This is a genomic window from Archangium primigenium, assembly GCF_016904885.1.
GTDB lineage: Bacteria > Myxococcota > Myxococcia > Myxococcales > Myxococcaceae > Cystobacter > Cystobacter primigenius.
This window is the reverse complement of the sequence record NZ_JADWYI010000001.1, coordinates 1,717,169-1,740,240: the sequence shown is the minus strand read 5'-3', so window position 1 is coordinate 1,740,240 and position 23,072 is coordinate 1,717,169. Positions and strand designations below refer to the sequence as shown.

The window sequence follows — 23,072 nt, the reverse complement described above, 5'->3', positions numbered from 1 at the left end:
GAGTCTTCCACCCCTCTTGCCCACCCTCCCCCGAACTCCCCTACACCCACCCACCTCACCTCACCCCGGGATTGGTGAGCTGGGGCACGTCCTCGTCGATGACCTCGAAGGCGGCGACCTTGTCGCGCGGGGGCAGCAGGCGCTCGCCCAGGGGCATCACGTCGAAGCGGGCGCCGATCACCGCGAGCGTCTTGCCGGTGACGAGCAGCTGGCCCGGGGTGGCGGTGGTGGCCAGGCGCGAGGCCAGGGTGATGCCCTCGCCCACCGCGGAGAAGCAGGGGCGGGAGTCGGGGCCCACCATGCCCACCAGGGCCTTGGTGGTGTTGATGCCCATGCGCAGCCCGAAGCGCTCCTCCACGGGCAGCCGCGCCACGTAGCGCTCCCAGTCGGCGCGCAGGGCGAGCGCGGCACGCACCGCGCGCACCGCGTCGTCCGTCTTGGCCTGCAGCGCCCCGAAGACGGCGCGCAGGCAGTCGCCGAAGAAGCCCTCCAGCGTGCCCTCGAAGCTGAAGACGAGCCCGCCCAGGCGCGTGTGGAAGTCATTGAGCAGCGCCGAGGTGCGCGTGGCCCCGAGCCGGGCGCTCATGGCGCCGAAGCTGGCGAGCTCCACGTGCAGCACGCTGACGGTGCGCTCCTCCAGGCCGGGCAGCTTCTGCGCGGCGCGCTGCAGCTCGCCCACGCGCCGCTCGGCCACGTCCGGGGCGTGGAAGCGCTCCAGGTGCACGCGCAGGGGCGCGGGCCCGGCGGGCGTGGGCGCCGGCGCGGGCGGCTTGGAGAACTTCTGCACGCCGGCGGCCACCAGGTGCGCCACGGCGGTGCACGCATCGAGCATCACCTCCAGCTCGGTGTCGCTGCGCGCCGGGGCGTTGACGTAGAGCACGCCGGTGAAGTGCGGCTCCTGGCCCACGGGGATGCAGAGCACCCGGCCCACCCCGTAGAGGATGACGCTCTCGCGGCTGGCGAAGCGGCGATCATCCTTCACGTCCCCCACCAGCAGCGCGCGGCCCTGGCGCAGCGCCTCGTCGATGATGGCGTCCGAGACGGGCACCTCGCCCTGGGCCAGCTTGCCGCGGTGGCGCACGGCCGCGGGCACCAGCACGCCCGTCGAGTGGCGCAGGAGCACCACCGCCGTGGTGGCGTCGATGCGCTCGAGCACCCGGTCCATGGTGACCTGGAGGAAGGCCGTCAGGTTGTCCGCGGTGGCGAGCGCCTCGGAGGTGCGGAAGAGCAGGAGCAGCGTCTCGAAGATGCCCCGCGACGGCGCGCCCAGCGGCGCCACCGGCACGGCCACCGGCGCCGCCGGCACGGGCGCGGCCAGCGCGTTCGAGCCCTGGGTGGACGGACCGATGTTGTCCAGCGCCCGCAGCAGGTCCACGTTCTTGATGTTCTTGGCGAGGATGACGGAGGGCCCCACGTCATCCCCATGGCCGAAGCGGCGCACGCCTCCGGCGCTCAGGTCCACCATCTCCGTGGCGGCGTTCTCCAGCTGCTGCGGCTGGCGCACCGACAGGGTGTTCTCCCCGAGCGACAGCGTGTCGCCCACCTTGAGCGGGGTGCCGCCCTGGAAGGACACGCCGTTGATGCGGCTGCCGTTGCGGCTGCCCAGGTCCTCGACCCGCAGCTTGTAGCCTTCCACGACCAGGCGGGCATGGCGCCGGGACACGAGGTCGCCCCCCAGCACGATGTCGTTCTCGTCCGCTCGTCCGAGGTGCGTGATGCCCTCGGGCAGATCGTAGGAAGTGTCGAAATAACCGGGGCCGTTGATGATGATCTGCCACATCGCGCCGCGCAGCCTACACGACCCGCCGCCCGCATTTCTCGGGGGGCCCCAACGATCCTCGCCCGAGTTCCACGTGTTCTCCGGAAGTCCTGGAAACGCACCCACGCGCGAGCGGAAGACAGCCTGGCGGCCAAGGAAAAGACTGGCCGCCAGCTCAGGGCGTCCTCACTCCGTGCAGAGGGGCTCGCCATGCACCACGGCGATCGCATCCAGGTCGAAGCCCCCAGACGCGCCGCTGTAGTAGTTGGCCCCGCTGTCGCGGATGCGCACGAAGCGCGCCCGCGGGACGCCCAGGGTGGCCAGGTCGAAGCCATCGCCGCCCGCCACCGCCGGATCCGTGGCGCTCACGCCCGAGTCCGGCGAGGAGAACACCGGCTTGACGCCCGCACACCCCGGGTAGCCCCCGGCGCGATCCGTGAGCGCGCAGGGAAACTCGTGCCACGTCTGGCCGTCCTCGCTCACCGCGACGAGGCCCGTCTCCACGAAGCTGCCGAAGGGGTTCTCGAAGACGAGCAGGTCCACGCCCGGCCCGTCCACGATGGCCAGCGAGGTCAGCTCGAGGACGATCTCCCCGCGCCGCCCGAGCGACAGCACGTCCAAGGAGCCCATGACGGCGCCGCCCCCTCGGGGAGGGCCGAGCACGATGTCCGGGAAGCGGTCCTGCCCGAAGCCGGCCGCGTCCCCGGGCGTGAAGGACACGACCCGGCCCGCGAAGGGGTTCCGATCGGTGTCACACACCCGGGGCTCGGACTCGGACTCCGGCGCCCCACACCCCGCGACGAGCAGGGCGGGCAGGAGCCAGGCGAAGAGGAAGCGAAGCGCGCGGCTCATGGCGTCGCGTGCAGGCGCACGAGCCTGCGGCCGTTCTTGTCGGACACGCCCACGAGCAGGTCTCCCGCCAGCGGGGCCTGGAGGAGCACGCGGGTGCACGTGTCGGAGGCGGTGAGCACCTTCCTCGACGCGCCCCACGAGGCGCTCTCGCCCGAGGCCGACAGGGGCAGGTAGACCAGGGAGCGGGTGAGCGAGGAGTAGTCCGCGCCATCGTAGAAGCCGCGGCGGATGGCCACGCCCTCGCCGAAGCCCGACACGTCGAGCACGTCCAGCGCCTTGTAGACCAGGGGCGTGTTCGTCCGGCTCAGGTCCAGCGTCCCGAGCGAGTCGACCGCCGCGCGCCAGGTGGACGGGGCCACCGCGTGCAGGAAGTTGCTGGTGGCGTAGGGGTTGTCCGAGGTGGGCGTGCCCTGGGCGTAGCCGAACACGGCGATGTCCGTGCTCGTCCGGGCGTTGTAGCCGCTGTACTCGGCGTTGGCCGGGAACGTGGCCAGCTTCCAGCCCCGGAAGGTCACCTCGCCCGTCGTGAACCCGTAGACGCCGATGGCGTCGTCGAACCCCGAGCCCTCCAGCCCGAAGCCGTTGATGAGGAACACGTCCTTCGTGCCCACGGCGGAGTAGTTGCCCCGGGCGGAGAAGAACGAGGCGGAGCCCGCCCGGAGGGTGTCATGCAGCGCCACGGCGCCCGAGACGTCTGGCCGCGTATAGCCCGTCATCAGCCGCTGGCCATCGCTGGCGATGTAGCCGCCCAGGTACGTGGTCTTCCCCTTGTCCTCCGGGGAGATGACCGACACGAGCAGGGTGGTGCTCGAGGCGAGCGCGGGCCAGGTGCCGAGCGCGTAGAGGCTCGCGTCCGCCCCGTTGAGGCCGTACACGGCGGGCGTGGCCGAGTCCGTCAGGGCGACGACGGCGCCAATGCCCGCGGGCAGCGGCGCGGACTCGGTGGCGGAGAAGCCCGCCTCCAGCCTCAGCGTGCCGAGCTTCGTGTCATGCGGCGCCTGGGCGCAGTCGACCCCCGTGTCCGGCGCGGGATCCGGCGCCGGGAGCACGACCTCCGGCGGTCCGGCGTCCGGCGTGCCCGAGTCGGGCGTTCCGGAATCCGGGGTTCCGGAGTCCGGCGTCCCCGAATCCGGGGTTCCCGAGTCCGGCGTCCCCGCGTCCGGCACGGGCTCGGGCGGGGTGATGTCACGCACCACGCACTGCTCGGCCTCGCAGACGTAGCGCTGGCCGGACAGCGGCCCGTTCTTCTGCGCGCAGTCGTACGCGGTCTCGCACTCCGGTGCGCAGCCCGAGGCCAGCAGGCTCATCAACGCCGCACCCACGGCCCACGGCATCCAGCCCAGCACTCCCGACTTCCTCATGTCCTTCATCATCCAGCTGCTCCTCGCCCCCTCGGGCGTTGGGGCCTCGGCGAGGAGCGGACGGAGGATGCGACGGAGGACACGCCCCGGGGAACGGGACGCAGCGGGACCGCGCATCCGCCGCCTCCCCTCGGAAGCCTCGGTTCGAAGCCGTGCCACGTGGCGGCACGGATCCCAGGTAGGTCTTCGGACTCACGGGCGCGGAAGAGGCAAGCCCCTTCCTCCTAGTGGCCGTCGCTTCCCGGCGCTCGCGATGAGCACCAGTGCATCTGACGGCGGTCGTTCCCGTTCACCGCTGCGGGGCAGTCCCGGACTCGCACCGGGTTCCCTCAAACCCCCATGACGCCATGGAGGAACCAAGGACGAGGGCGGGATATGGCGGCGAGGCTCCTGTTGTCAACACGCGCCTGTCCGCCAGTCGCGGGCGAGCACGCGCGCCCGCGTCGCTATATTGCCCGGTCGCTTGTCGCTGGGGGGAAGACCGTGAAGCCACACATCGCGCTGCTGCCGTTGCTGCTCGTCTGTCTGCATGCCGGACCCGCCGCCGCCCGGACTCCGACGGTGGGCTATTCCAACGAGGGCCTCAAGCTGCTCATGCCCGCGAACATCCGCGTGGCCGAGCAGTTCATCCACGTCACGGTGGACCGCATCCGCATCCACTACACCTTCGAGAATCCGACGACCCAGCCCATCGAGGCCCGCGTCGCCTTCCCCTTCCCCCACATGGACCTGCTGCCGGGCGTGCCGGTGTCCGAGGTGTCCGACTTCCGGCTCTCGGTGGCCGGCAAGCGCCAGGGCACCCGCACCGAGACCGTCTATTGGCTCCAGGGGCAGGAGTACCGGGACCGGACCCAGGTGGACCAGCGCCTGGCGGAGGAGAAGCGCCGGCGGGGCAAGAGCGCCGCGGACGTGGGCGCGAGCCTGCAGCGCTCGGAGGTGTGGGATCAAGTGTTCCCCCCGGGCGAGCGCCTGAGCGTGGACATCACCTACCGGCCCTCGCTCAGCTCGGAAAAGGGCTGGAGCCAGGACACCTACCGCCACCCGCGCATGCGCCAGCGCTTCTGCGTGGACACCGACACCACGAGCACCCTGGACCGCTCCCTGCGGCCCTCGCCCTACATCCCCGTGGGCTTCTTCCAGGGGCCCGAGGTGCACTGGCTGTCCTTCACGCTCGTCACCGGCAACAACTGGGTGGGGCCCATCGGGCTGTTCCACCTCACCGTGGAGAAGCCCAACCCCCAGGCCATCCTCTCCTACTGCATGCGCGGCATGCGGAAGACGAGCCCCACGCGCTTCGAGATGACCCAGAAGAACTACCGGCCGGACCGGGACCTGGACGTCATCTTCTTCCGCCGCTAGCCCGGCACTTCCGGGCGCTCGCGCAGGGCCAGGGACACGAAGCGCTGGTCCGCCTCGTAGACCAGGCCCGCCTCGGCGAGCTCGCCGAGGAACGACGCGACGTCCGCCTCCCCCAGCCCGGTGTGCCCCCGCTCGTTCAGCGCGCGGTGCACCTGGGCCGCGCTCGCGCCCTCCTCGCAGGCGAGCCACGCCTCCGCCTGGGGGCCCTCCAAGAGGTAGCTCGCGTAGCCCACCGCCGCGCGCTCATCCACGATGCGCACGAACCCGGGCCCCCGCCGCCAGGTGAGCCGACCCCGGTCCCGCGCGTGCACCTGGCCCCAGTGCTCCACCGCCCGCCGCAAGCCCCCCACGTAGGCCTCGGGGTCGCGCCCGTCCACGTGCGCGTACTCGAAGTCGTACGCGAGCGCCGCGAGCTGCTCGCCCCGCTGCGGGTATACATGCGGGTAGTGGAAGAGCGGCCCCTCCAGCCGCAGCCCGAAGCGCTCGGGGCTCTGGTGGTAGGGGCTGAAGCGCTGCACGTGCAGGCGCGACAGGCGCGGCGGCTCCAGGTGACTGAGCGCGCCGAGCGACGCGGCCATGCGCGGATACTCCGCCTCGGGCTCCTGGGGAAAGCCGTAGAGGATGTTCCAGCTCACGCGCACGTCGTACTGCGCGCACCACTTGAGCAGCCGCACGTTCTGCCACGCCGCCACGCCCTTGCGCATGAGCTTGAGGATGGGCGTGGACAGGCTCTCGATGCCGGGCTGGATGCGGTGGATGCCCGCGGCGCGCATGTCCCGCACCTGCTGGCGCGTGAGGTTCGCCTTCGTCTCGTAGAAGACGCGCAGGTCCAACCCCCGCTCCTCCAGCCGCGGCAGCAGCTCGCGCAGGTAGCCCAGGTCGATGATGTTGTCCACGGCGACGAAGTCCAGCCACCGGTGGCGCGCCGACAGCTCCTCGAAGTCGCGCAGCGCCCGCTCCACCGACTTGCTGCGAAACGCCATGCTCGAGCCGTTGAGCCCGCAGAACGTGCAGTGCTGCTTCTGCCCCCACCAGCACCCGCGCGCCGTCTCCACCGGCAGCTTCACGTCGGGCACCAGCTCCTGGCGAAAGCCCGTGCGCGAGAGCTCCTCGAAGAAGAAGCCGTAGTCCGGCACGGGCACGTCGTCCATGCGCACCCGGGGCGCCTCGCCCTCCGGCACGGCGACGCCCCGCGCGAGCACTCCCCGCCGGGGCGGGAGCGGCCGCCCGGCGAGAAGGTCCTCCACCAGCTCCACGATGAGCGCCTCCGCCTCGCCCTGCACCACCACGTCCACGCAGTCGAAGGCGTCCAGGAGCCCCTGGCCCATGGGGCCGTCGCAGTTGGCCCCGCCGAACACCACCCGCACGTGCGGGGCGCGCTCCTTGAGCCGCCGCGCGAGCAGCAGCGAGGGCACGTTCTGGTTGAACGTCGTGCTGAACCCCACCAGCGCGGGCGCATGGCCGAGCAGCTCCTCCACGCACGCGTCGATGAAGGCGGGCACCTGCGCGCGCACCGCCTCCAGCCGGCCCAGCAGCCGCGCGGGCAGCACCTCGTCGCGCGCCAGCCGCGCGAGGTAGCGCGCGTCCTCCTCGGGCGCGGACGCGCGGAAGGGCGGCACGGAGAAGAGCCAGTCGCCCAACCCCGCGGACGCCGCGCTGGAGATGGCCCGGTAGTCCAGCAGGCTCAACGCCTCGCCGGGCCCGGTCAGGTGGCGCCGCAACCACTCCATGAAGGTCAGGTTGAAGGACCGCGCCACCGGCACGATGCCTCCGCGCTGGAGCACGCTCGACAACAACCCCAGCGCGATCGAGGGCATCTCCAGGAAGGCCCAGGGCATCGAGACCAGAACGACCCGTCTGTCATGCATGACACACACTCCGGCAACCCCGACACACGGTCACGCGGGGATCCAGCGTGAACCACCCGCCCCTCATTGAGCCGTCCCTGTCAGGAGCGCTATCGTAGCGCGTGGTGCCACAGCGAGGCACGGCCCCCCCCTGCCGGAACTCGTGGCGCCAGGAAGACCGTCATGAACGAGTTGACCGAGACTCCCCCCGCCTCTCCGTCCCCTCTCTCCCTGATTCCCCTGCCCCCGCCGTCGACGCCCGCCGTCGCGCACAAGCCGCTCAAGCTCCAGCGCGAGGACGCGCGCAGGACCGACACGACTCCATCCGACCGCTGGCACGAGATCTTCATCTGAGCGATGGACACGCGGTGGCCCCGGAGCCCCCGCCCCAGGGCCCCGTCTCTCCCGAGCCGAGAGGCGGGCCCTCGCCTGGACCATGACCTCCGCCTCCATCACGCTGGACGACACGCACTGGCCGCTGCTCATCCTGCACTTCGTGGGCAGCCCTTCCCTGGAGCAGTGCCGGGAGTTCTTCGTGCGGAGGACCGCGTACCTGGAGCGCGACGAGGTGCACGTGGGCATCTCGGATGCCACGCACATGAAGCTGCCGCCGGCCGAGTACCGTCAATTGCAGAGCGAGTGGGTGTCCCGGCACCGGGAGCGGCTGGCGCGCACCTTCCTGGGGACCGCGAGCGTCATCGTCGCGCCGGACATCCTCCTGCTCAAGAGCGCGTCCGTGTACCAGCACGCCGCCCTGCCCTACCCGACCATCAACGTCACCACCCTGCGCGCCGGCGTGGCGTGGGCCGCCGACCGGCTCGCGGCGGCCGGCCTCGACGAGGCCACCCGACGGCTGCGGCGGAGCTTCGACCTGGACGGCGAGGCCCCACCGCGCTGAGCGCGCCTAGTCGCCGTTCTCGCTGTCACAGAAGCCCGCGGCCACCGAGCAGATGATGGAGTCGCCGCAGATGATGAGCACGGAGAACACGCAGATGATGCCGGCCGAATCTCCGTTGCCGCCGGCCACCTGATCCAGGCTGTCCTCGGAGAGCGTGCGCACGGTGTTCTTGTTCAGACGGAGCTTGCGGGAGGAGTTCTCGCTCATGGGGGCAGTCCTTGTTGGGGCCCGTCTCAAGTGACGGTGAAGCCAACCTAGGAACGTGCCCCCGAGGGCCCCATCGCCCCCGGGGAGACTCCTACCTTCGACAACCCGCCATTCCAGGAATTCCTGCCGAACAGGCGGACAACGTGGGGGCGGGTCGCAGTCCGCCGCCCTCCGCGCTACCGGCGCCGACTCCGGGTGTGCGGCGACACGTAGGTGCCATCCTTGCGGTGGTAGCCCTTCACATGCACACGCCCGCCGCCCGAGCCCGAGTAGGAGGCGGCCTCGATTTGCGCCGCACGCTCCGCCTGTTCCTCGGCGCGCTTCTTCTCGGCGGCGAGCTGAGCCTCCACCCCTGCGAGGCGCTGCCCGAGGGCCGTGAGCGTGGCCTCGGTGCCATGGCCAGCCTTGAGCAGGCGCCGCAGCCACCCGAGCGCGTCGTCGAGCGCCTGACGCTGCGCGGCCAGGTCCCGGGCGGCGGCGACCCGCGCGAGCGCCTCGTCCCGGCCGGTCTCGAGCGCGGCGAGGTGGGCCGCGCGCGCCGCCGCGAGTTCCTCGGCCGGCGCGCGCGCGGCGGCGGGGCTGGCGAGTTCCTCCTCCACGCAGGGAAAGTCCTGGCCTTTCAGGCACGCCGAGGCCCGGGCGAGCGCCGCGCGGCCATAGAGACCGGGACTCTCCTCGGGCAGCAGGCCCTCGACGGCGCGGGCCATCGCGCCGAGCACGCGCGCATCACCCTCCTTGAACCGGGCATCCGAGGCGGCACGCGTGTTGGCGCGCAGCACGGCGAGGGCCTCCTCGCGCGCGCGCGGGCTGTTCCAGGACTCGCTCACGCGCCGGGCCTGCTCGACCGGGTTCGTCTCCGCGAGGCGAACCTCCACCTGGTGCAGCGCGTCGGCGAGCCGCTCGCTCGCCTCGCGATCGCGTCCCAAGGACACCATCGCGTCGATCTCCTCGCGCGCGCGCAGCCTGTCTCCGGCGTCGAGCGCCGCCTGGGCGCGCTGGGCCGTCGGGCCGCCCAGGCCGAACGCGCCCAGGGCGACGAGCCAACACGCGGCCAGTGCCCCGAACAGCCCCTTCTGCGCGGACGCGGAGCGCGCGGGCGGAGCGAGGAAGCGCTGCCCGGCCGCCTTGAACGCGAAGAAGGCCGCGATCAGCGTCGGCAGCAGGACGAGGGCGGGCTGGCCGTGCTTCGCGAACCACGCATGGCGCGACACGTACAGCCCCCAGAGGAGCAGACCCGCCAGCACCGCGCCGATGCCCACCGCCCAGGACGCCTTCGTCCGCTGGGACAGCGGCGTCCACACCGTCGCGCCCGTGACGGCGAAGCGCACGCCCGCGACCTCCACCACGCCCCGGCCCCGCGCCGTGGCGTAGTTCACCCGGAACACGTCACCCATGAAGGCCTGAACGCGGGTCGACACGAGCCGGTCCTCGACGGCGTTCAGCTGGGGGCGCAGCGCCTCGGGACACGGCTGCGTGGGCGGCTGGACGCCTCCGTCCTCGACGAGCCGGTTCCCCCACGCGCGCGCTGGCGCGTCGAAATCCGCGGGAAGCGTCAGCTTCCCGTGAAGCGCGCTCGCGCGGTTGGCGGGATGGGACTGGACCTGGGTGAGCACCTCCTTCTCGACCGCGAGCCACGCATCCACCCGGCCATCCGCGCCACACGTCACACAGTCGATCTTGCCGGACGTGCACGCGGTGCACTTCACGTCGCCCCGGGCCCGGCACGTGGGGCAGTTCTTCGTGCCGCCCTTGGCCCCCGGCACCCGGCCCGAGCCCGCGCAGCCCCCACACGCGCGGCGGGCCGTGCCCGCGCAGTCGGAGCAGGACCGCTTCTTCTCGCCCTGACAGCCCAGGCACACGGTGACGACCCGGGACTCCCGGGCCAGCTGCTCGGCATCCACCGACCAGGGGTCCACGCGGGAGGGATCCGGCGGCGGCTCGGCATGCGTGGAGCGGGTGGGCGCGCCCGCATCCCAACGAACCACCACCCGCCGCCGCTCGATGACATGCAGCGCGCGCTGGTACGGCTCGGCGGCATGCTCGACCGAGGTGACACTGGCGCGGAACTCGCGCTCCGTGATGCCGTGGCGACTGGCCGCTCGCGCGGCGGCGGCCAGCGCGGACTCCTCGAGGGATGACGGGGATGAGGGAACGACGGGCTCCGGAACCACGGACGAACTCATGCGCGGCATCAAACCCGACGAGCGAGGACAGCCACAATGAGTCGCCCTCCTTGGAGGGAGGAGCTTCCTCGGCTGCTTCCTCGGCGAACGCTCCTGATCATCGGTTCCCCGGGGAGCTCAATGCCCTGAAGCAGGGGTCACTCAGCGCTCTCCCATTTGGAACGATTGCTCAGGATGAGCGGCTTGACGTGTCGCTCCACCTCTTCTCGGCTCCAGGTGCCACCGGGAAAAAAGGACCAGGCGCCCACGGGCGACAACTCCGAGAGTTTCAACCCGAAGGCGGCTCGCAGGTGCTCGATCACGGGCAACCGGATGTCGTTTCCCATCCGCAAGGTGTCACTAATGGCGGCGACCATGTCACAGACGGACGCACCGTTTCTGGCCATCTGGCGAAGTGTCCGCACCAATTCTGGATCCGCCATCAAAAATCCTCCTCGAACAACACGTGCAAGACGGTGTACGCCCCTGGCGTCCCCTGAGCATGCTCGACCCGGGCCTTCTTGAAGCCCCAATCCGCGGCCCACTGACCTGTCTTGGTCTCCTGGATGGCCACTTCCAGGGGCTTGCCGGTGGCCGTGAGCTTGTTGACCTCGCCCAGATTGTCACCGTAGGTCCAGCTCCCGCGGATGGCTTTTATCTTGGAACCATAGTGCTCCACCATCGCCCTGAACATCTTGTACCCATTCAAGGGTGAGTCTTTTCCAGCGGCGACCATGAGTTCGACGATTCCTTTGTCATCGATATCAGCGAGGAGCCCTTTCGAACCGCCCCTGAGCTTGAGTTCGAAAAGGTCCGTTGAGCCCGGAATGGCACGCCGGAGCGCGATTCGCTCAAGCACGCTCTTCGTGGGTTTGCCGAGCTGGTGACCCTCGAGCCGAGCGATGGTCATGACGTCGGCGGCTTCCTGCTCGACCCCCCTCTTGAACGCCGCCTCCAGCTCATCGAGCTGTTTCGCGTCCAACTTGCCGAGGTCGACATGCTCCACGGCCTTTTTCAGGCGCTGTTCCTTCAGGAAGACGTCAAAGCGCCTGATCCCCACCTTGGCGGCGGCATAGCCCAGGTTGACCATGTCACCGAGCAGCTTTGGGTCCACTCCCGCATACGTCGTGACGAGTGTCGCCCGGAGCGACGTGCGGAACTGCTTGATGGCCTTCTGATAGTGGCGCTGGGCACGAGCAGCGGCAGCATGGCTCTGTTTGAGCGCAGCGAGACGAGCGTCGACCTCCTTCCCGGAGGTCGTTGGGAGAGACTCCTTGACCACGGGGCTCCCCACCACCCCCTTGCCGCTCTTGGGTAGGAACTTCTCCGTGGGCAGCTCGTCGGAAGCCCGGGCGATTGCTCGCACAAGCTTGGCCTTCGTGACCGCCGAGACGTGATCCGCAGCGGTCGTCACCTTCCGGGCGAGGTTAAGGACAGTAGGGAACTTCGCGATGAGCTTGCCAAACCTCCCCGCCTTGCCGGCCCACTTCACGAGTGCCGCGGATCCCGTCACCACCGCCATCACGATCTCCGCGATGGCGTAACCCACCACCCACCCTCGAAAATGCCATCTCCGGAGGAGGTCTGGCTCGTACCAGCGCGTACGAAAAGCCTCGAGTCCCACCTCGATCAAGGCATTGAAGTCCAGCGCCTCCACCAGCCCCCAAAGCTTTTCCAGATCCTCGAAGAACGCCCCGGTCAGGAGACTCTTGACGATCTTCCAAAGCAGTTCCACCAACTCGATGATTCCGGTCAACAAGTCCCACAAGGACTCGAGGATGCCGTGGACCACTCCCGCGATGAAGGCCGCGCTCCCCAAGAGAAAATCGCCCACGGACACGGCCGCACGAGTCACATCCCGCCAGAGTTCATGGCTGATGGATCCAGAATGAACCTTTCCCCTCAAGCTCTTGGCGAACTCAGGGCTGGGAACCCAGATGACGTATTTCCCACGTGTCCGCGTCTCGTCCCAAGCAGCATCCTCACTTGATTTGTAGATTCCGCGAAGTTCCTTGCCGCGATTGGATTCAACCAGGACGTTGACATAGTATCTCTCGTCCTGGCCCCAAGAGAGAGCGCTTGCCTTGTAGTGCTTCTTGACGACCTGCAAAGCTCCTTCACCGGGTTGGATTTTATAGAGGATGGCCTGGGGTTCGGGGGGATGGACACTGACGTGCTTTGTATAGACATACCCAAAGCATCCATCATCGAGGGCGACGAAATACCAATCACCCGGGAGTTCATGGCTGACGAAGACGCGGGTGTTGAACGAAAGTCGCTTCTGGATGAAGGCCGCGGGCCCTGGTTTTTCGCGAAGGATCGCCCCCTCTTCATTACGCACCCGGCCAAAACCCATGACCTCCCTTCCAGCGTTGTAGAGAATGGACTCCGCGGCTTGAGTGACAGGTCCCTCGCTTTTGACGACCTGCACTGGCGTGCTGGATGTCTCCGTTTTCGTGGCCTCGATTCTTGCCGCCTGCCAGGCCGAGGGAGGGCGGGCCTGCGACCTTCCACTCGGAATCGTCAGAAGCTGGCCGATGGCGATGCGATTGGCGTCAGCGATTCCGTTCGCCTGCACCAGCGTTTCCACCGAGACACCATGCCGCTCGGCGACCTTGGAGAGCGTGTCTCCCGCACGCACCCGATACGTTGACGACGCCACCACGGGAGGCGGCGCTGACGGTGCTGTCCGGGGGATGCGAAGCACCTGACCACTCCAGAGGCGGTCGACATCGCTGAGTCCATTGAGCCAGGAGAGCTCGGCCAGAGAGACACCATGGCGCCGGGCGATCGCAGACAGGGTGTCGCCAGAGCGAATCCGGTACTCGATGGTGTCCACGAGCTATCCCCCCAATTGGAGCGGGTCGTCTGTCGCTCGACTCCCAGGATAGCGCGGCTCGCCGCCGCTGCGCCATGCCTCCGCCCTGCTCGACACCTACACCTACGTCTCAAGGGGCGCGAGTCAGGGCTGGACGGAGCGGGGCACCGGATCGGGCTTCTTGACGGGCACGTAGCACTTGCCCAGGTACTCGGCCGAGCTGCGAGGACAAGGCGCTGTCTTTGTATGAAGGATCCAGCAACCCCCGCGAAGCTCCACCTCCAGCTCGGGCATACAGGGAGGCTTGCGCTGCTCCTTGAAAGGCGTCTCCGGCATCGGGTAGGCAATGACGTTCTCGGCGAGGTCTTGCCCATTGGTGAAGAGCAAGGACTCACCCAAGGCGCCATCCGCGGTCACCTGATCGAGCACACGCGACCAGAGCAGCAGCGCGAGGCCCGCCGCCAGGGCCGCGCCCGCGAGGCCCCACCGCATCGCCCGGCGGCGGAAGCGAGAGGGCGTCGGCGCCCCGAAGGAGGACCCCTCCCCCCGCTGCTGGTCCAGGAGCGCCAGGGCACCCGCGATGTGGATGTAGGCCAGGGACAGCTCGTGGAAGCTCGGTGCCTGTGCGCCACTCGGCCACCGGGGATGCACGATGAGCAGGTCCGGCTGGAGGACCTGTGTGGTCAGCACCTCCCACGACGAGCGCGGACGCCACGTCATCCCCGGGCCCGGCCGGAGCGCCAGCACGGGCGCGCCCGTCTCGACATGGCGCCCCTCGTGGATCTGCCCGGCATCGCCTGGCAGGTCCTGGCGACGACCCCCTATCTCATACGGCCCGATCCGGCCGCCCTTCCACTCCGAGGACTCACGCATACGTCCGCCTCCTGTCGTTCTGGATTCCTACTCCAGATGTCGGGCCGCTGTATAGACCTGAGTAGTCGTCCCTCCCCCTTGAGAGGGAGAGCCGGAACGGGACGATCCATGCCACGCTCGGCCCGCCCTCCTGGTCCTGGAGTTCCTCGTGCCCCCTCGCCTCCCCGACGCCTGCCGCTCCGGTGTCCCTCTCTTGCTCGCGGCGGCGCTCGCCGCCTGCGCGCACACGCCTCCGCCCCCGGCGTTCGTCCGTCCCGAGCCGCGCATCGACGTGGCCCTGCCGCTCCCCATCCCGGGCCCCTGCACGCTCCCGCCCCCCGAGTCCTTCCCCGCCGGAGGCGCCGAGCCCCGGCCCATCATTCAAGGAGGGATCGAGGTGGTGCGCGTCGACGGGGACGCGCGCTTCTCCATGGGCCAGGAGTCCGACCTGGAGTGGCGCACGGGCAGGTCCGACGTCGCGTGGACCCCGGATGGAACGGTGATGGTGACCGCCTCCCGTCAGGGCGTGCTCGTCTGGGACCTGGTTCGCGGCGAGCTGAGGCGCGCCGTGCCGCTGGCCCTGGACCACGAGGCCCGTGTCGAGGTGAACGCGGACGCGACCTGGGCGGCGCTCTCGACGTATTGGCGCGAGGAGTCCGTCGTCGTGTTCCTCCGGCTGGATGGCCTGCCCGGCATGCACGTGCGCGCCGACGACAAGGCGGCTGGCTTCTCCCCGGACGGCCGCTCGATGGACCTCCCATTCAGAGTCGAGGGCATGCGCATGCGCCGCGACCTCACCACGGGCACGTTGACCTCCCTGCCGGAGCCGCCCACGTCGCACGCCCTCGGCCAGGGCACGCACGCGCTCGTCCAGACGGGGGAAGGCACGTGGGAGGTCCGCGAGGAGGCCAGTGGACGGACCCTCCAGCGCTTCACCTCACCCCGAGCCCCCCTAGTGGCCGCGAAGGCCCCCCGCTTCGCCCTCCTGGGCCCCGAGGGACTGGAAGTGTTCGACGCTCCGAGCGGTCAGCGGCTCCAACTCCTGGCGGCCATTCCCCAGACAGCGGGAGGCCAGCCCCCCCTGCTCGCGCTCTCACCGGACGGCGAGCGCGTGGCGGTGTGGCGGCGCGAGACGTCCGAGCACGTGTCGGGGCCCGACGTCACGTCCCTGTCCGTGTGGAACGTGACCACGGGCCAGCGGCTGTGGAGCCAGCCGCTCCCCTACGAGGAGCTCACCGACGACGCCGAACGCACGGCGATGTTCTGGAGCCTCGGGCGCCTGGACTTCTCGGTCGACGGTCGCCGGGTGCGGGTGGACGCGCAGCTCGGTCCGCTCGAGCAACTCCATGACACGGAGACGGGCGAGCTTCGCGCCCCCATCCAGGGGCTGTCCAGCCCACACCACCTGGCCCCGGACTTCCGCGCCGTCTACCAGAAGGGCGGGCTGGTGGCTCTCCCGGGCGCACCCGACCTCCTGCGCACGGCGCGCCTGGCCCCGGTGCTCGCCCGGAGCGCGGACGGGCGCTGGACGGCGTCGCTCGATGCGTCCCGGCAGGTGCAGCTCGAGGGCCCCCAGGGATGCACGGCCCTGGGGGTGCGCCTCGCGAGCGAGCACGACACGGTCACCTTCTCTCCCGATGGCACGCACGTCTACGCCGTCACGAGCGGCTTCCAGCATGGCCACCAGGACGACCCGCCCCGGGTCTACGCATGGCGGACCACGCCCGTGGAGCCCCTGCGGGTGATGGGCCCGATCTCCGAGGGAACCTACGGCACGGCTCACGTCCTGCCTGGCCCCGGACAGGTGATGTTCTCCAGTGCCTGGGGAGACGAGGGTTGGCGGGTGTTGGACGTGCACTCGGGCGCCGAGGTGCGCCGCGGGGCCCATCCGCCCGTGTACCGCGGGGGCCCGCCCGCCTGGAGCAGGGGGTTGTGCTGCCGCGGCTGCATCTACCAGGCATGGAACCACCGCAAGCCGGGCGACACCCCCGAAAGTCTGGGCCCCGCGCCCATCGTGAGCACCCGGGATGGGCGCTCCTTCTTCGCCCCCGGCGACATCCAGCCGACCCATCCCCATGCCCATCTGGAGCTGTTGGATGAGCCACCGTCGCCGCCCCTGCCTTTCATGGACCGCGGCAAGGTGCGCCAGGCATGGCTGCTGACGCGTTGGGAACTGGAGGCGCCGGGCAGGGTCTCCCAGGCGCGGCTCGGAGCGGAGATGACCACCCTCGCGCTCTCCCCCGACGAGCGGCGGGTGGCGGCGGGCCTCGACAACGGCGACGTGGTCGTGAACCGCACGGACACGCACGAGCGCGGTAGGGTGACGGGGCTGCAGAGCGCGGTGGTCGCCCTCGCGTTCTCCGGAGACGGACGGCGCCTGGTGGCCGCGGATCGCGACGGGGACGTGGTGGTCACGGACCACGAGCGGGGCATCGAGGTGGGACGCCTGCGCTTGCCCGTCGATCACGCCGTCCACCTGTGGCTGTCGCCGGACGGGACCGAGCTGCGCGTGGACACCGCCCGGGGCCTGCGCGTCTCCGCCCGGCTCCCGCCGGAGGTCAGCCCCGCGCCGTGAGGCCCAGCACGTCGCGCTCGGAAGCGCCCATCTTCGCGATCGCATAGAAAATGGGGTTACTCAACCCCGAGGAGGCCCGTCCTTTCTTGAAATCTTCGCGATCGCATGGAAAATGGGCCCACTCCCCTTCCCACCAACGGATGACGCCTCCTCCGCGAGCGTCCCTGAGAATCGGACCTCCATGCCCTTGGATGAAGACCCTGGCGCGGGCGACTCCTGGATACGCGCCCTCGCGCAGGCCGTCCGCAAGCAGCGCAAAGCGCTCGGCCTGACCCAAGAAGACCTCAGTGCGCTCGCGGGATGCGGGACCGTTTTCATCCATGACCTGGAGAGCGGGAGAAAACCCACCTTACGACTCAACAAGCTGGTCGATGTCCTCGAAGTCCTGGGTTTGCAATTGACCTTGGAGCCGGGAAAACAACGCATTCAGGTGAGTGATCACTTGTCATGACACGACCCATCGACGTTCAGGTCGCGGATGTCTGGCGTGAGGAGGCAAAGGTCGGCACGATCAGCCGAACGCAGCATGGCTCGGTGTTCGAGTACGACAGCGAATTCCTCGCCCGACAGTCCGCGCGAACCGGCGGGCTCGCCGTGCATCTGCCCTACTCGCGGCGACGCACGGAGGTCCATGGCACCAACCTGCATCCCTATTTCGCGGGTCTGCTGCCCGAAGGGCTGAGACTGCGCACCTTGGTTCAGAAGGTGAAGACCTCTGAAGATGACCTGCTCAGCCTGCTCGTGGCCGCGGGAGTCGACACGATCGGTGATTTGTCCGTGGTTCCGAGTGGGGAGCCCCTATCGAGCGCCAGTTCACAGGCCCCGCCGCTCCGGCTTGAGCAGGTCCTCTTCACCGAGCTCTTCGCGCAAAGTCTCGCCAGGACGGGAGAGGAGCGCGGCGAGCCCGTGGTCCCGGGCGTCCAGGAAAAGGTTTCCGCCTCGACCATCTCCTTTCCCCTCAGACCCACGGGGCGGCATTCCTTCATCCTGAAGTTGAATCCTCCGGACAAGCCGCGGCTCGTCGAGAACGAGGATTTCTTCAGGGTCATGCCCCTGGCGCTTCCGGAACGGCCGGCTCAGCCCCGCGCCGTGAGGCCCAGCACGTCGCGCTCGGGGTGGGACGCGCGCAGCCAGCACAGCAAGCCGCCCACGCACAGCCCCATCGCCGCCGCGCTCTGGCGCCAGAGGGAGTCGGGGAGTTCGTTCGGCAGACACGGGCCCGAGGAGCACGGCACGCCAAACAGGAAGGCCAGGGCCATCACCGCCACCCAGGCGACGGGCAGGAGCACGAGTCCGGTCAGCGCCCAGTGGCGCGTGGCCTCCAGGAGACACCGGAGCAGACCCGCTGGAACATCTCGTGCCCCACCCAGCACGTCCCGGGCGTCTCGCGCGCCCCGCCGCCGCCACAGGAACAGGCCCACCAGGACGAGCGGTAGCAGCAACAGCGCGTACCCCAGCCCGACAAGCATGGGATCGTAGTAGCCAGACGTGTAGGCCACTTCTTCGTTGAATGTCGTGGACGTCATGGGTGCCTCCCCCTGAGGCGGAGTCTAACCCTCGACCCCCAGGCGCGCACGCGCGTCCTTCAGCGGAAGCGCGAAGAGGTCTTCCAACGGCTCGGCGATGAGACACCGGGCCTGGCGTGCCAGGGCTTCTCCCCGAGCGGAGGCGGCTCGCAGCGCGGCGCGCTGGCGCGGAATGACGAGCGGATAGAGCCACCGGCCCAGCCGGGCGCCGAAGTCGAACGCGGGGCTGTAGTGCTGGGCCGACACGAAGGCCCACACGCCCATCTCCCCCACCAGGCTCGCGTCGAAGCCGAGCAGGACATGGAAGGCATCGTGCAGCAGGGGGTAGCGGACCTCCAGGCACGACGTGGGCGCCAGCTCCTCGGCGATCTCCCGCGAGACGACGAAGGGCATGAGGCCCTCGTCATCCATGAAGCGCGCGTACTCGCGGCCGAAGGTGCCCTCGGGCAGGCGCCGCAGGGCCTCCAGATCGATGGCGGGAAAAGGCGTCGCGAGCCGGGCCAGCTTCTCGCGAACCTCTGGATAGGCCTTGCCTCCCGTCGACGCGCCCTTGAGCGCGGCCGCGTCGCCCATCCGTCCCGCGCGGGCGCACTGGATCGCCCGCCACATCAGTCCCAGCTTCATGCCACCTCCCCGGTTCTCCGTCTCGATGCGCGGCCCCCATGGGACGCGGCGGGCTCAGCCCTCGGGCGCCTCGGGTTGGAAGAGGCCCAACCGCTGGAGACTCCGCCGACCCTGGGCTTCATCCTTCCACGCGCCCTCCTCGAGGAGCTTCAGACACCCCTTGCGAGTCCCGTTGATTTGATACGGCTCCAGCATGTCGGACTGGAGATCTTTCAACAGGGCGGACTCCACGCCGTCGACCAGCTCCGCGTCGGCGGTGTTCGCCGCCAGGGGCAGCAGCAGGGTCAGGGCGTGGACGCGGCCACTCAGTGACTCCACCGTCCTCTGCTCGCGAATCCGAAGCAAGGCGCCGCGGAGGAAGTCCGTGGAGACGGGCTCGCCCTGAGGGGGAAGGTGCTTCCGGAGTTCCGCCGAGAGCACACGCATCTTGCTCGGGGCGGCGGGCCCGGGCTTCCACCCGGAGAAGGGGGTCTTCACGAAGAGGTCCAGCGAGCGGGTGGCACGCCGGACGATTCGCATCAAATCCAGGAAGGTGTCTTTTTCGGGCGGAAGCGCCTTCACCCAACGAACGGCATCGTTGGCCACGAAGAGAAGCTCGTCGGGAGACAACAGCGCGCCATGCGGCAGCAGTTGGGTGAGCATGTCATGCCGGTCCTCGTCGTCGGGCGTCTGCTTCAGCCATTCGATCCCGAGCCTCGCGAGTCTTCGGAGGAGGGCGGGGGGCGCCTGCTTGAAGCGAAGCGCGCGCGCGAGCACGGAGTCGCAATAGGCGACAGACGGGCGGGTCTCGACCCAGACGACCGTGGCGTCGAGGACCTGCTCGACCCGTTCCGCGTCGAGGTGGGGCGATTGCAGGCAGACCCGCAGGACCCAGGAGGCATGCGAATGGTCGTGATGGCGCTTCAGCCAGGCCAGCGCTTCCGTGATCACTTCCCGAGCCACCTCGGGACTCGGCTCCTCCCGCCGGACCAGCGCCGTCAGAACGAAGCTGGCCTCGACATCGCCCCGGAAGGAGCGAAGCCAGACGAGCGCATGGGCACACGCGCTCTCGCACTCCGCGGCCAGCAAGTCCGTGCGCACCAGCAGGGGCGGCAAGACGTAGCAGGCGGAGTGAGTCCTCGCATGGACGGACAACCAGGACAGCGCACGTCGACGAAGCGAGGCCGCGTCCTTGGGCGTGAGGTCCTCGCGCTTGAGCAGCGGCCCCAGGACGTACGGGGCCTGGGGGTGGAGGCCGTGAAGGTCGAGCCAGAGCAATGCCCAGGCGTGCGCGTTCGACACCTGCTCCGGGGAGAGGTGCTCGCGCCCCAGCAGACGCGCGAGCACGAAGCACGCCTTGAACCCCCGACCATTCACGCCGAGCCAGCGCAGGGCGAGCTCCACGAGTTCCTGTCCTCGGTCCTCGAGCTGGCCCAAGCCGATGAAGAACAGGTGCCTCGCGTCGGGATGGGTCGCGTGCCGTTGCAACCACGGGGCGACCAGGGTGTCCCAATGAAGCTCCACGGACGGGGCCCACACGCCGTCGTACAACAGGGTGGCCAGGAGGTAGGACCCCTCGCCCGGTGGACAGTCCGCCAGCAGGGCGCCCAGCTCGGAGACCCAGCGCGTGAGCCACCCGCGCGTGGCCTCGGCGAGCGCCGGGCCGAAGCCCGACGACGCGGTCTCCAGGTCCGCCAGGAGCCGCCGGAAGGAGACCATCAGGCAGGCCAACGTGCGCGCCGAGCGCTTCCCGGGCTCGAGCAACCGCCACAGGAGCTCCTCGCGCAACGCGCCGCTCGCATCGCCCAGCGTCTGGCCCAGGACCTCGTCGACGATGACGTCATGCACGGCGCTGAAGCCGCCCTCGCGCTCCTCCAGCCAGCCGAGCTCCACCAGGGCGGGGACCGCTCTCTGGGCGAGTTGCTCGCCCCGAGGCAGCCCCCGCGTGGCCAGGAGCGCCACGGCCCGGAGCGCCTCCTCTCCCTGGGGTGAGGACGCCAGGATGGCGGCGGTGGCCACGAGCCGGGGGGGAATCTCATCCTCCTCCCAGGGCGAGGCGGCCGGACGAACCAGGAGCTCGTCCTCGGCGAGCCTTCGCCGCAGCCACCCCACGAGATCGCCGCTGCGGATGCCCCGCAGGGAAGACTCCCGCAGCTGTCCCAAGGCGGCGCGGCGCTCGAGCTCACGCAGCACGAGCAGCGCGATGATGGGACGCGTGCCCGCGAGCTCGATCACCGCGCGCTCGCCCAGGAGCGCCGTCGCGGTGGGCGCCACGCACAGCCGCATCTGGCCGAGCAGCCGTCCTGCGTGCGCGTCATCGAGCCGCAGCTCCCGGTGCTCGAAGAACGCGCCCCGGTCGTTGCGCCGCTGCACGTTGCGCCGGGAGCGGGCGGAGGCGAGCACGCCCACCCGCATGCCCCGGCGGGCGGCCTCGGGCAACAGGTGCCGCCGCACGGCGTCGAAGTCGATCGACGCCTCGTCCACGTAGTCGAACAGCAGCAGGGTGTCCCGCTGGCCCTGGAGCACCCGCTCGAACAGCTCCTCGGGGTCGAGCGCGGGCGCTCCGGGCAGCACATGCAGCACCCGCAGGCCGCGCGTGTGCGCGAGCTCTCCCACCTCCACCAGCAGCCGCGTCTTGCCCACGCCGCCAGGGCCCGTCACGAGCACCCCGCCCGTCTGGGCGCGGTCCATGACGCCCTGCAAGAGCGTGTGCGGGTGGGTGGGGCCTCCCGGCTCGGGCGCGCAGAAGGGCAGGTGGTGCGCGAGCAGGAAGCGGCGGAAGTCCGCGGCGAGGACCTCCTTGTGCTCGTCATGCCCGACGACCTTGCGCAGGCCCACGCCCAGCCAGCGGTCCGCGACCCGGGGCCACCGGTCGAGCGCGTCGCGCAGGTCACTCCAGTCCGCGACCCGCACCTGTTCGATCTGGCACTTGCCCTCCGCGCGCAGCGTGTCGAAGAACGCGCTCAGGGTGCGCTCCAGCTGCCGCCGCGCCTCCGTGTCGGGGAAGACCGCGCTCGTCAGGAAGAGGTAGCCGCGCGCCTCGCGCCAGGGCGCGAAGCGGTCCGGCCACCCCTTGTCGGCCTGCTCCGCGAGCTTCGCCTTGACCTTGGTCCAAGCGCCCAGGACGTTCTTCTGCACCTGGGGGAGCGTGTCGTCGTTGTCCTTGCACTCGACGATGACGGGGCCGGGCAGGTGCTGGAACAGCGGCGCGAGGCTCGCGTCCTGGGCGATGAAGGCGTCGATGCTGCCGTCCGGGCCCGAGGTGCGCACGGGAAACGCCCCACCCGGCAGCGCCTCGCGCAGCACGTCCCCCACGAGCTGCTGGAAGGCATCTTCCCGCTTGGGGAACTGCTGGGAACGCGGGCCCTTCCACGTCTCCGGGCGGAAGCTGTTGGGAAAAGGCAGGGCCATGGGAGTCAGCGCTCGATGCGCAGCACGCCGCCCGCGTCGTCCGCGATGTAGGCCCGCCCCGCGCCATCCAGGGCCAGGCCCTCCGCGCGCACGCCCGGAAGGGAGAAGCCGCCCACGCGCTGGCCCTCGCGCGTCACCTCGTGCACGGCGCCCTTCTCCAGGCCGGCCCCGGACTCGGTGATGAGGAAGTGGCCCGTGGCCGCGTCATAGTGCACGTCCGAGGCCTGCTGCCGCACCGCGGAGGACAGGTCCACCGCCTCCAGCGCCTTGGCCTTGCCCTCCTTCTTGTCCAGTGGCACCCGGAGCTTCACCAGCCACGCCGGCGACTGGTTGACGACGTAGAAGGCGTCCTGCTCGGGCACGTAGCACAGGCCCTCGGCGCTCTTGTTGCCCGTCTTGCCCACCACACGCTCGCCCTTGAGCTTCGTGTCCACCTCGTACTCGCCCTTGAGCTTGAGCGTCTCGGGGTCCAGCTCGTGGATGCGCGGCTTCTTGCGCTCCTCGATGGCGAAGAGCCGACCATCCGGCCCCACGGTGATGCCCTCGAAGCCCAGGTTGTCGTGGCGCGTGCGCTGGCGCACCTCGCCCTCGCGGGTGAGCTCGGCCACGTCGCCCTTGTCCCCCACCACGAAGAGCGTGCCCCGCCCCGGGTGGAAGACGATGCCGCTGGGCTCCTTCACCACCTTGGACAGGGCGGGCAAGAGCTGGGACACCCGCTGCTCCGGGCCAAAGGGCAGATCCACCCGCTCGGGGCGGGCATCACGGACCTCGAGGGGGGCGGGCGGCACGGCGCTAGGGGCGGACATGGGACGGAGTGTCCCCCCCGCCTCCCACGAGCGTCA

At 70.1% G+C, this 23,072-nt stretch carries 18 protein-coding genes, 1 pseudogene and 1 riboswitch; of the genes and pseudogenes, 6 read left to right on the top strand and 13 right to left on the bottom strand.

Translation table 11 applies throughout. The features are described from left to right. Positions 1-55: 55 nt before the first annotated feature. From I3V78_RS07480 to I3V78_RS07470, 3 genes are all read right to left on the bottom strand, one after another. Positions 56-1,780 carry an FHA domain-containing protein gene (locus I3V78_RS07480; protein ID WP_204485622.1) on the bottom strand — a complete coding sequence of 575 codons (1,725 nt, stop codon included), beginning with the start codon at positions 1,778-1,780 and terminating at the stop codon, positions 56-58. 165 nt (positions 1,781-1,945) lie between these two features. Next, entirely contained in the window at positions 1,946-2,611 is a 666-nt protein-coding gene (locus I3V78_RS07475) for a cell surface protein (protein ID WP_204485621.1), read from the bottom strand. Beyond that, a complete protein-coding gene (locus tag I3V78_RS07470) occupies positions 2,608-3,972 on the bottom strand; it encodes a hypothetical protein (RefSeq protein ID WP_204496963.1) in 1,365 nt (454 codons plus the stop codon). The genes I3V78_RS07475 and I3V78_RS07470 overlap by 4 nt, the downstream gene beginning before the upstream one ends. Before the next feature lie 160 nt (positions 3,973-4,132). Further along, a riboswitch (cobalamin riboswitch) is annotated at positions 4,133-4,348 on the bottom strand. 107 nt (positions 4,349-4,455) lie between these two features. Here I3V78_RS07470 and I3V78_RS07465 point away from each other — a divergent pair. Next, positions 4,456-5,331, top strand: a complete 876-nt coding sequence (locus I3V78_RS07465; protein ID WP_204485620.1) for a DUF4424 family protein — start codon at positions 4,456-4,458, stop codon at positions 5,329-5,331. On the opposite strand, the gene I3V78_RS07460 is transcribed toward I3V78_RS07465, so the two are convergent. Next, complete coding sequence (locus tag I3V78_RS07460) at positions 5,328-7,199, bottom strand: RiPP maturation radical SAM C-methyltransferase (RefSeq protein ID WP_204485619.1); 1,872 nt, start codon at positions 7,197-7,199, stop codon at positions 5,328-5,330. The two genes, I3V78_RS07465 and I3V78_RS07460, sit on opposite strands and share 4 nt — an antisense overlap. A 162-nt stretch (positions 7,200-7,361) precedes the next feature. Here I3V78_RS07460 and I3V78_RS07455 point away from each other — a divergent pair, with 162 nt between their 5' ends. Together I3V78_RS07455 and I3V78_RS07450 are read left to right on the top strand one after the other, a co-directional pair. Then, the gene (locus tag I3V78_RS07455) at positions 7,362-7,532 is read left to right on the top strand and encodes a hypothetical protein (RefSeq protein ID WP_204485618.1); all 171 of its coding nucleotides are present in this window, start codon (positions 7,362-7,364) and stop codon (positions 7,530-7,532) included. A gap of 82 nt (positions 7,533-7,614) precedes the next feature. Beyond that, positions 7,615-8,076 (top strand): hypothetical protein, encoded by a 462-nt coding sequence (locus I3V78_RS07450; protein WP_204485617.1) that lies wholly within the window; start codon positions 7,615-7,617, stop codon positions 8,074-8,076. A 6-nt stretch (positions 8,077-8,082) separates the two neighbouring features. On the opposite strand, the gene I3V78_RS07445 is transcribed toward I3V78_RS07450, so the two are convergent. From I3V78_RS07445 to I3V78_RS07425, 5 genes are all read right to left on the bottom strand, one after another. After that, positions 8,083-8,283, bottom strand: coding sequence for a class I lanthipeptide (locus tag I3V78_RS07445; protein WP_204485616.1), 201 nt, complete (start codon positions 8,281-8,283; stop codon positions 8,083-8,085). 176 nt (positions 8,284-8,459) lie between these two features. Continuing rightward, positions 8,460-10,466: a hypothetical protein gene (locus I3V78_RS07440; RefSeq protein ID WP_204485615.1), complete on the bottom strand. Its 2,007-nt coding sequence runs from the start codon at positions 10,464-10,466 to the stop codon at positions 8,460-8,462. Positions 10,467-10,603: 137 nt separating this feature from the next. Further along, positions 10,604-10,888, bottom strand: coding sequence for a hypothetical protein (locus tag I3V78_RS07435; RefSeq protein ID WP_204485614.1), 285 nt, complete (start codon positions 10,886-10,888; stop codon positions 10,604-10,606). After that, positions 10,888-13,284 carry a LysM peptidoglycan-binding domain-containing protein gene (locus tag I3V78_RS07430; RefSeq protein ID WP_204485613.1) on the bottom strand — a complete coding sequence of 799 codons (2,397 nt, stop codon included), beginning with the start codon at positions 13,282-13,284 and terminating at the stop codon, positions 10,888-10,890. The genes I3V78_RS07435 and I3V78_RS07430 overlap by 1 nt, the downstream gene beginning before the upstream one ends. A 123-nt stretch (positions 13,285-13,407) precedes the next feature. After that, entirely contained in the window at positions 13,408-14,136 is a 729-nt protein-coding gene (locus I3V78_RS07425) for a hypothetical protein (protein ID WP_204485612.1), read from the bottom strand. A gap of 148 nt (positions 14,137-14,284) precedes the next feature. Here I3V78_RS07425 and I3V78_RS07420 point away from each other — a divergent pair, with 148 nt between their 5' ends. From I3V78_RS07420 to I3V78_RS40305, 3 genes and pseudogenes are all read left to right on the top strand, one after another. Beyond that, positions 14,285-16,690, top strand: a complete 2,406-nt coding sequence (locus I3V78_RS07420) for a WD40 repeat domain-containing protein (RefSeq protein WP_204485611.1) — start codon at positions 14,285-14,287, stop codon at positions 16,688-16,690. A gap of 181 nt (positions 16,691-16,871) precedes the next feature. Beyond that, positions 16,872-17,141 carry a type II toxin-antitoxin system Y4mF family antitoxin gene (locus tag I3V78_RS07415; protein ID WP_204485610.1) on the top strand — a complete coding sequence of 90 codons (270 nt, stop codon included), beginning with the start codon at positions 16,872-16,874 and terminating at the stop codon, positions 17,139-17,141. After that, positions 17,138-17,458 (top strand): annotated as a pseudogene (locus tag I3V78_RS40305) (HipA N-terminal domain-containing protein); the annotation flags it as partial. The gene I3V78_RS07415 and the pseudogene I3V78_RS40305, both read left to right, overlap by 4 nt. Before the next feature lie 308 nt (positions 17,459-17,766). Here I3V78_RS40305 and I3V78_RS39060 read toward each other — a convergent pair. From I3V78_RS39060 to I3V78_RS07395, 4 genes are read right to left on the bottom strand one after another with little or no spacing between them, the layout of a single operon-like run. After that, a complete protein-coding gene (locus I3V78_RS39060) occupies positions 17,767-18,216 on the bottom strand; it encodes a hypothetical protein (RefSeq protein ID WP_239576335.1) in 450 nt (149 codons plus the stop codon). Between the two features lie 24 nt (positions 18,217-18,240). Beyond that, complete coding sequence (locus I3V78_RS07405; RefSeq protein WP_204485608.1) at positions 18,241-18,840, bottom strand: Coq4 family protein; 600 nt, start codon at positions 18,838-18,840, stop codon at positions 18,241-18,243. A 54-nt stretch (positions 18,841-18,894) separates the two neighbouring features. Beyond that, positions 18,895-22,230, bottom strand: a complete 3,336-nt coding sequence (locus I3V78_RS07400; RefSeq protein ID WP_204485607.1) for a hypothetical protein — start codon at positions 22,228-22,230, stop codon at positions 18,895-18,897. A gap of 5 nt (positions 22,231-22,235) precedes the next feature. Further along, positions 22,236-23,036, bottom strand: a complete 801-nt coding sequence (locus I3V78_RS07395) for an SdiA-regulated domain-containing protein (RefSeq protein WP_204485606.1) — start codon at positions 23,034-23,036, stop codon at positions 22,236-22,238. Positions 23,037-23,072 lie beyond the last annotated feature (36 nt).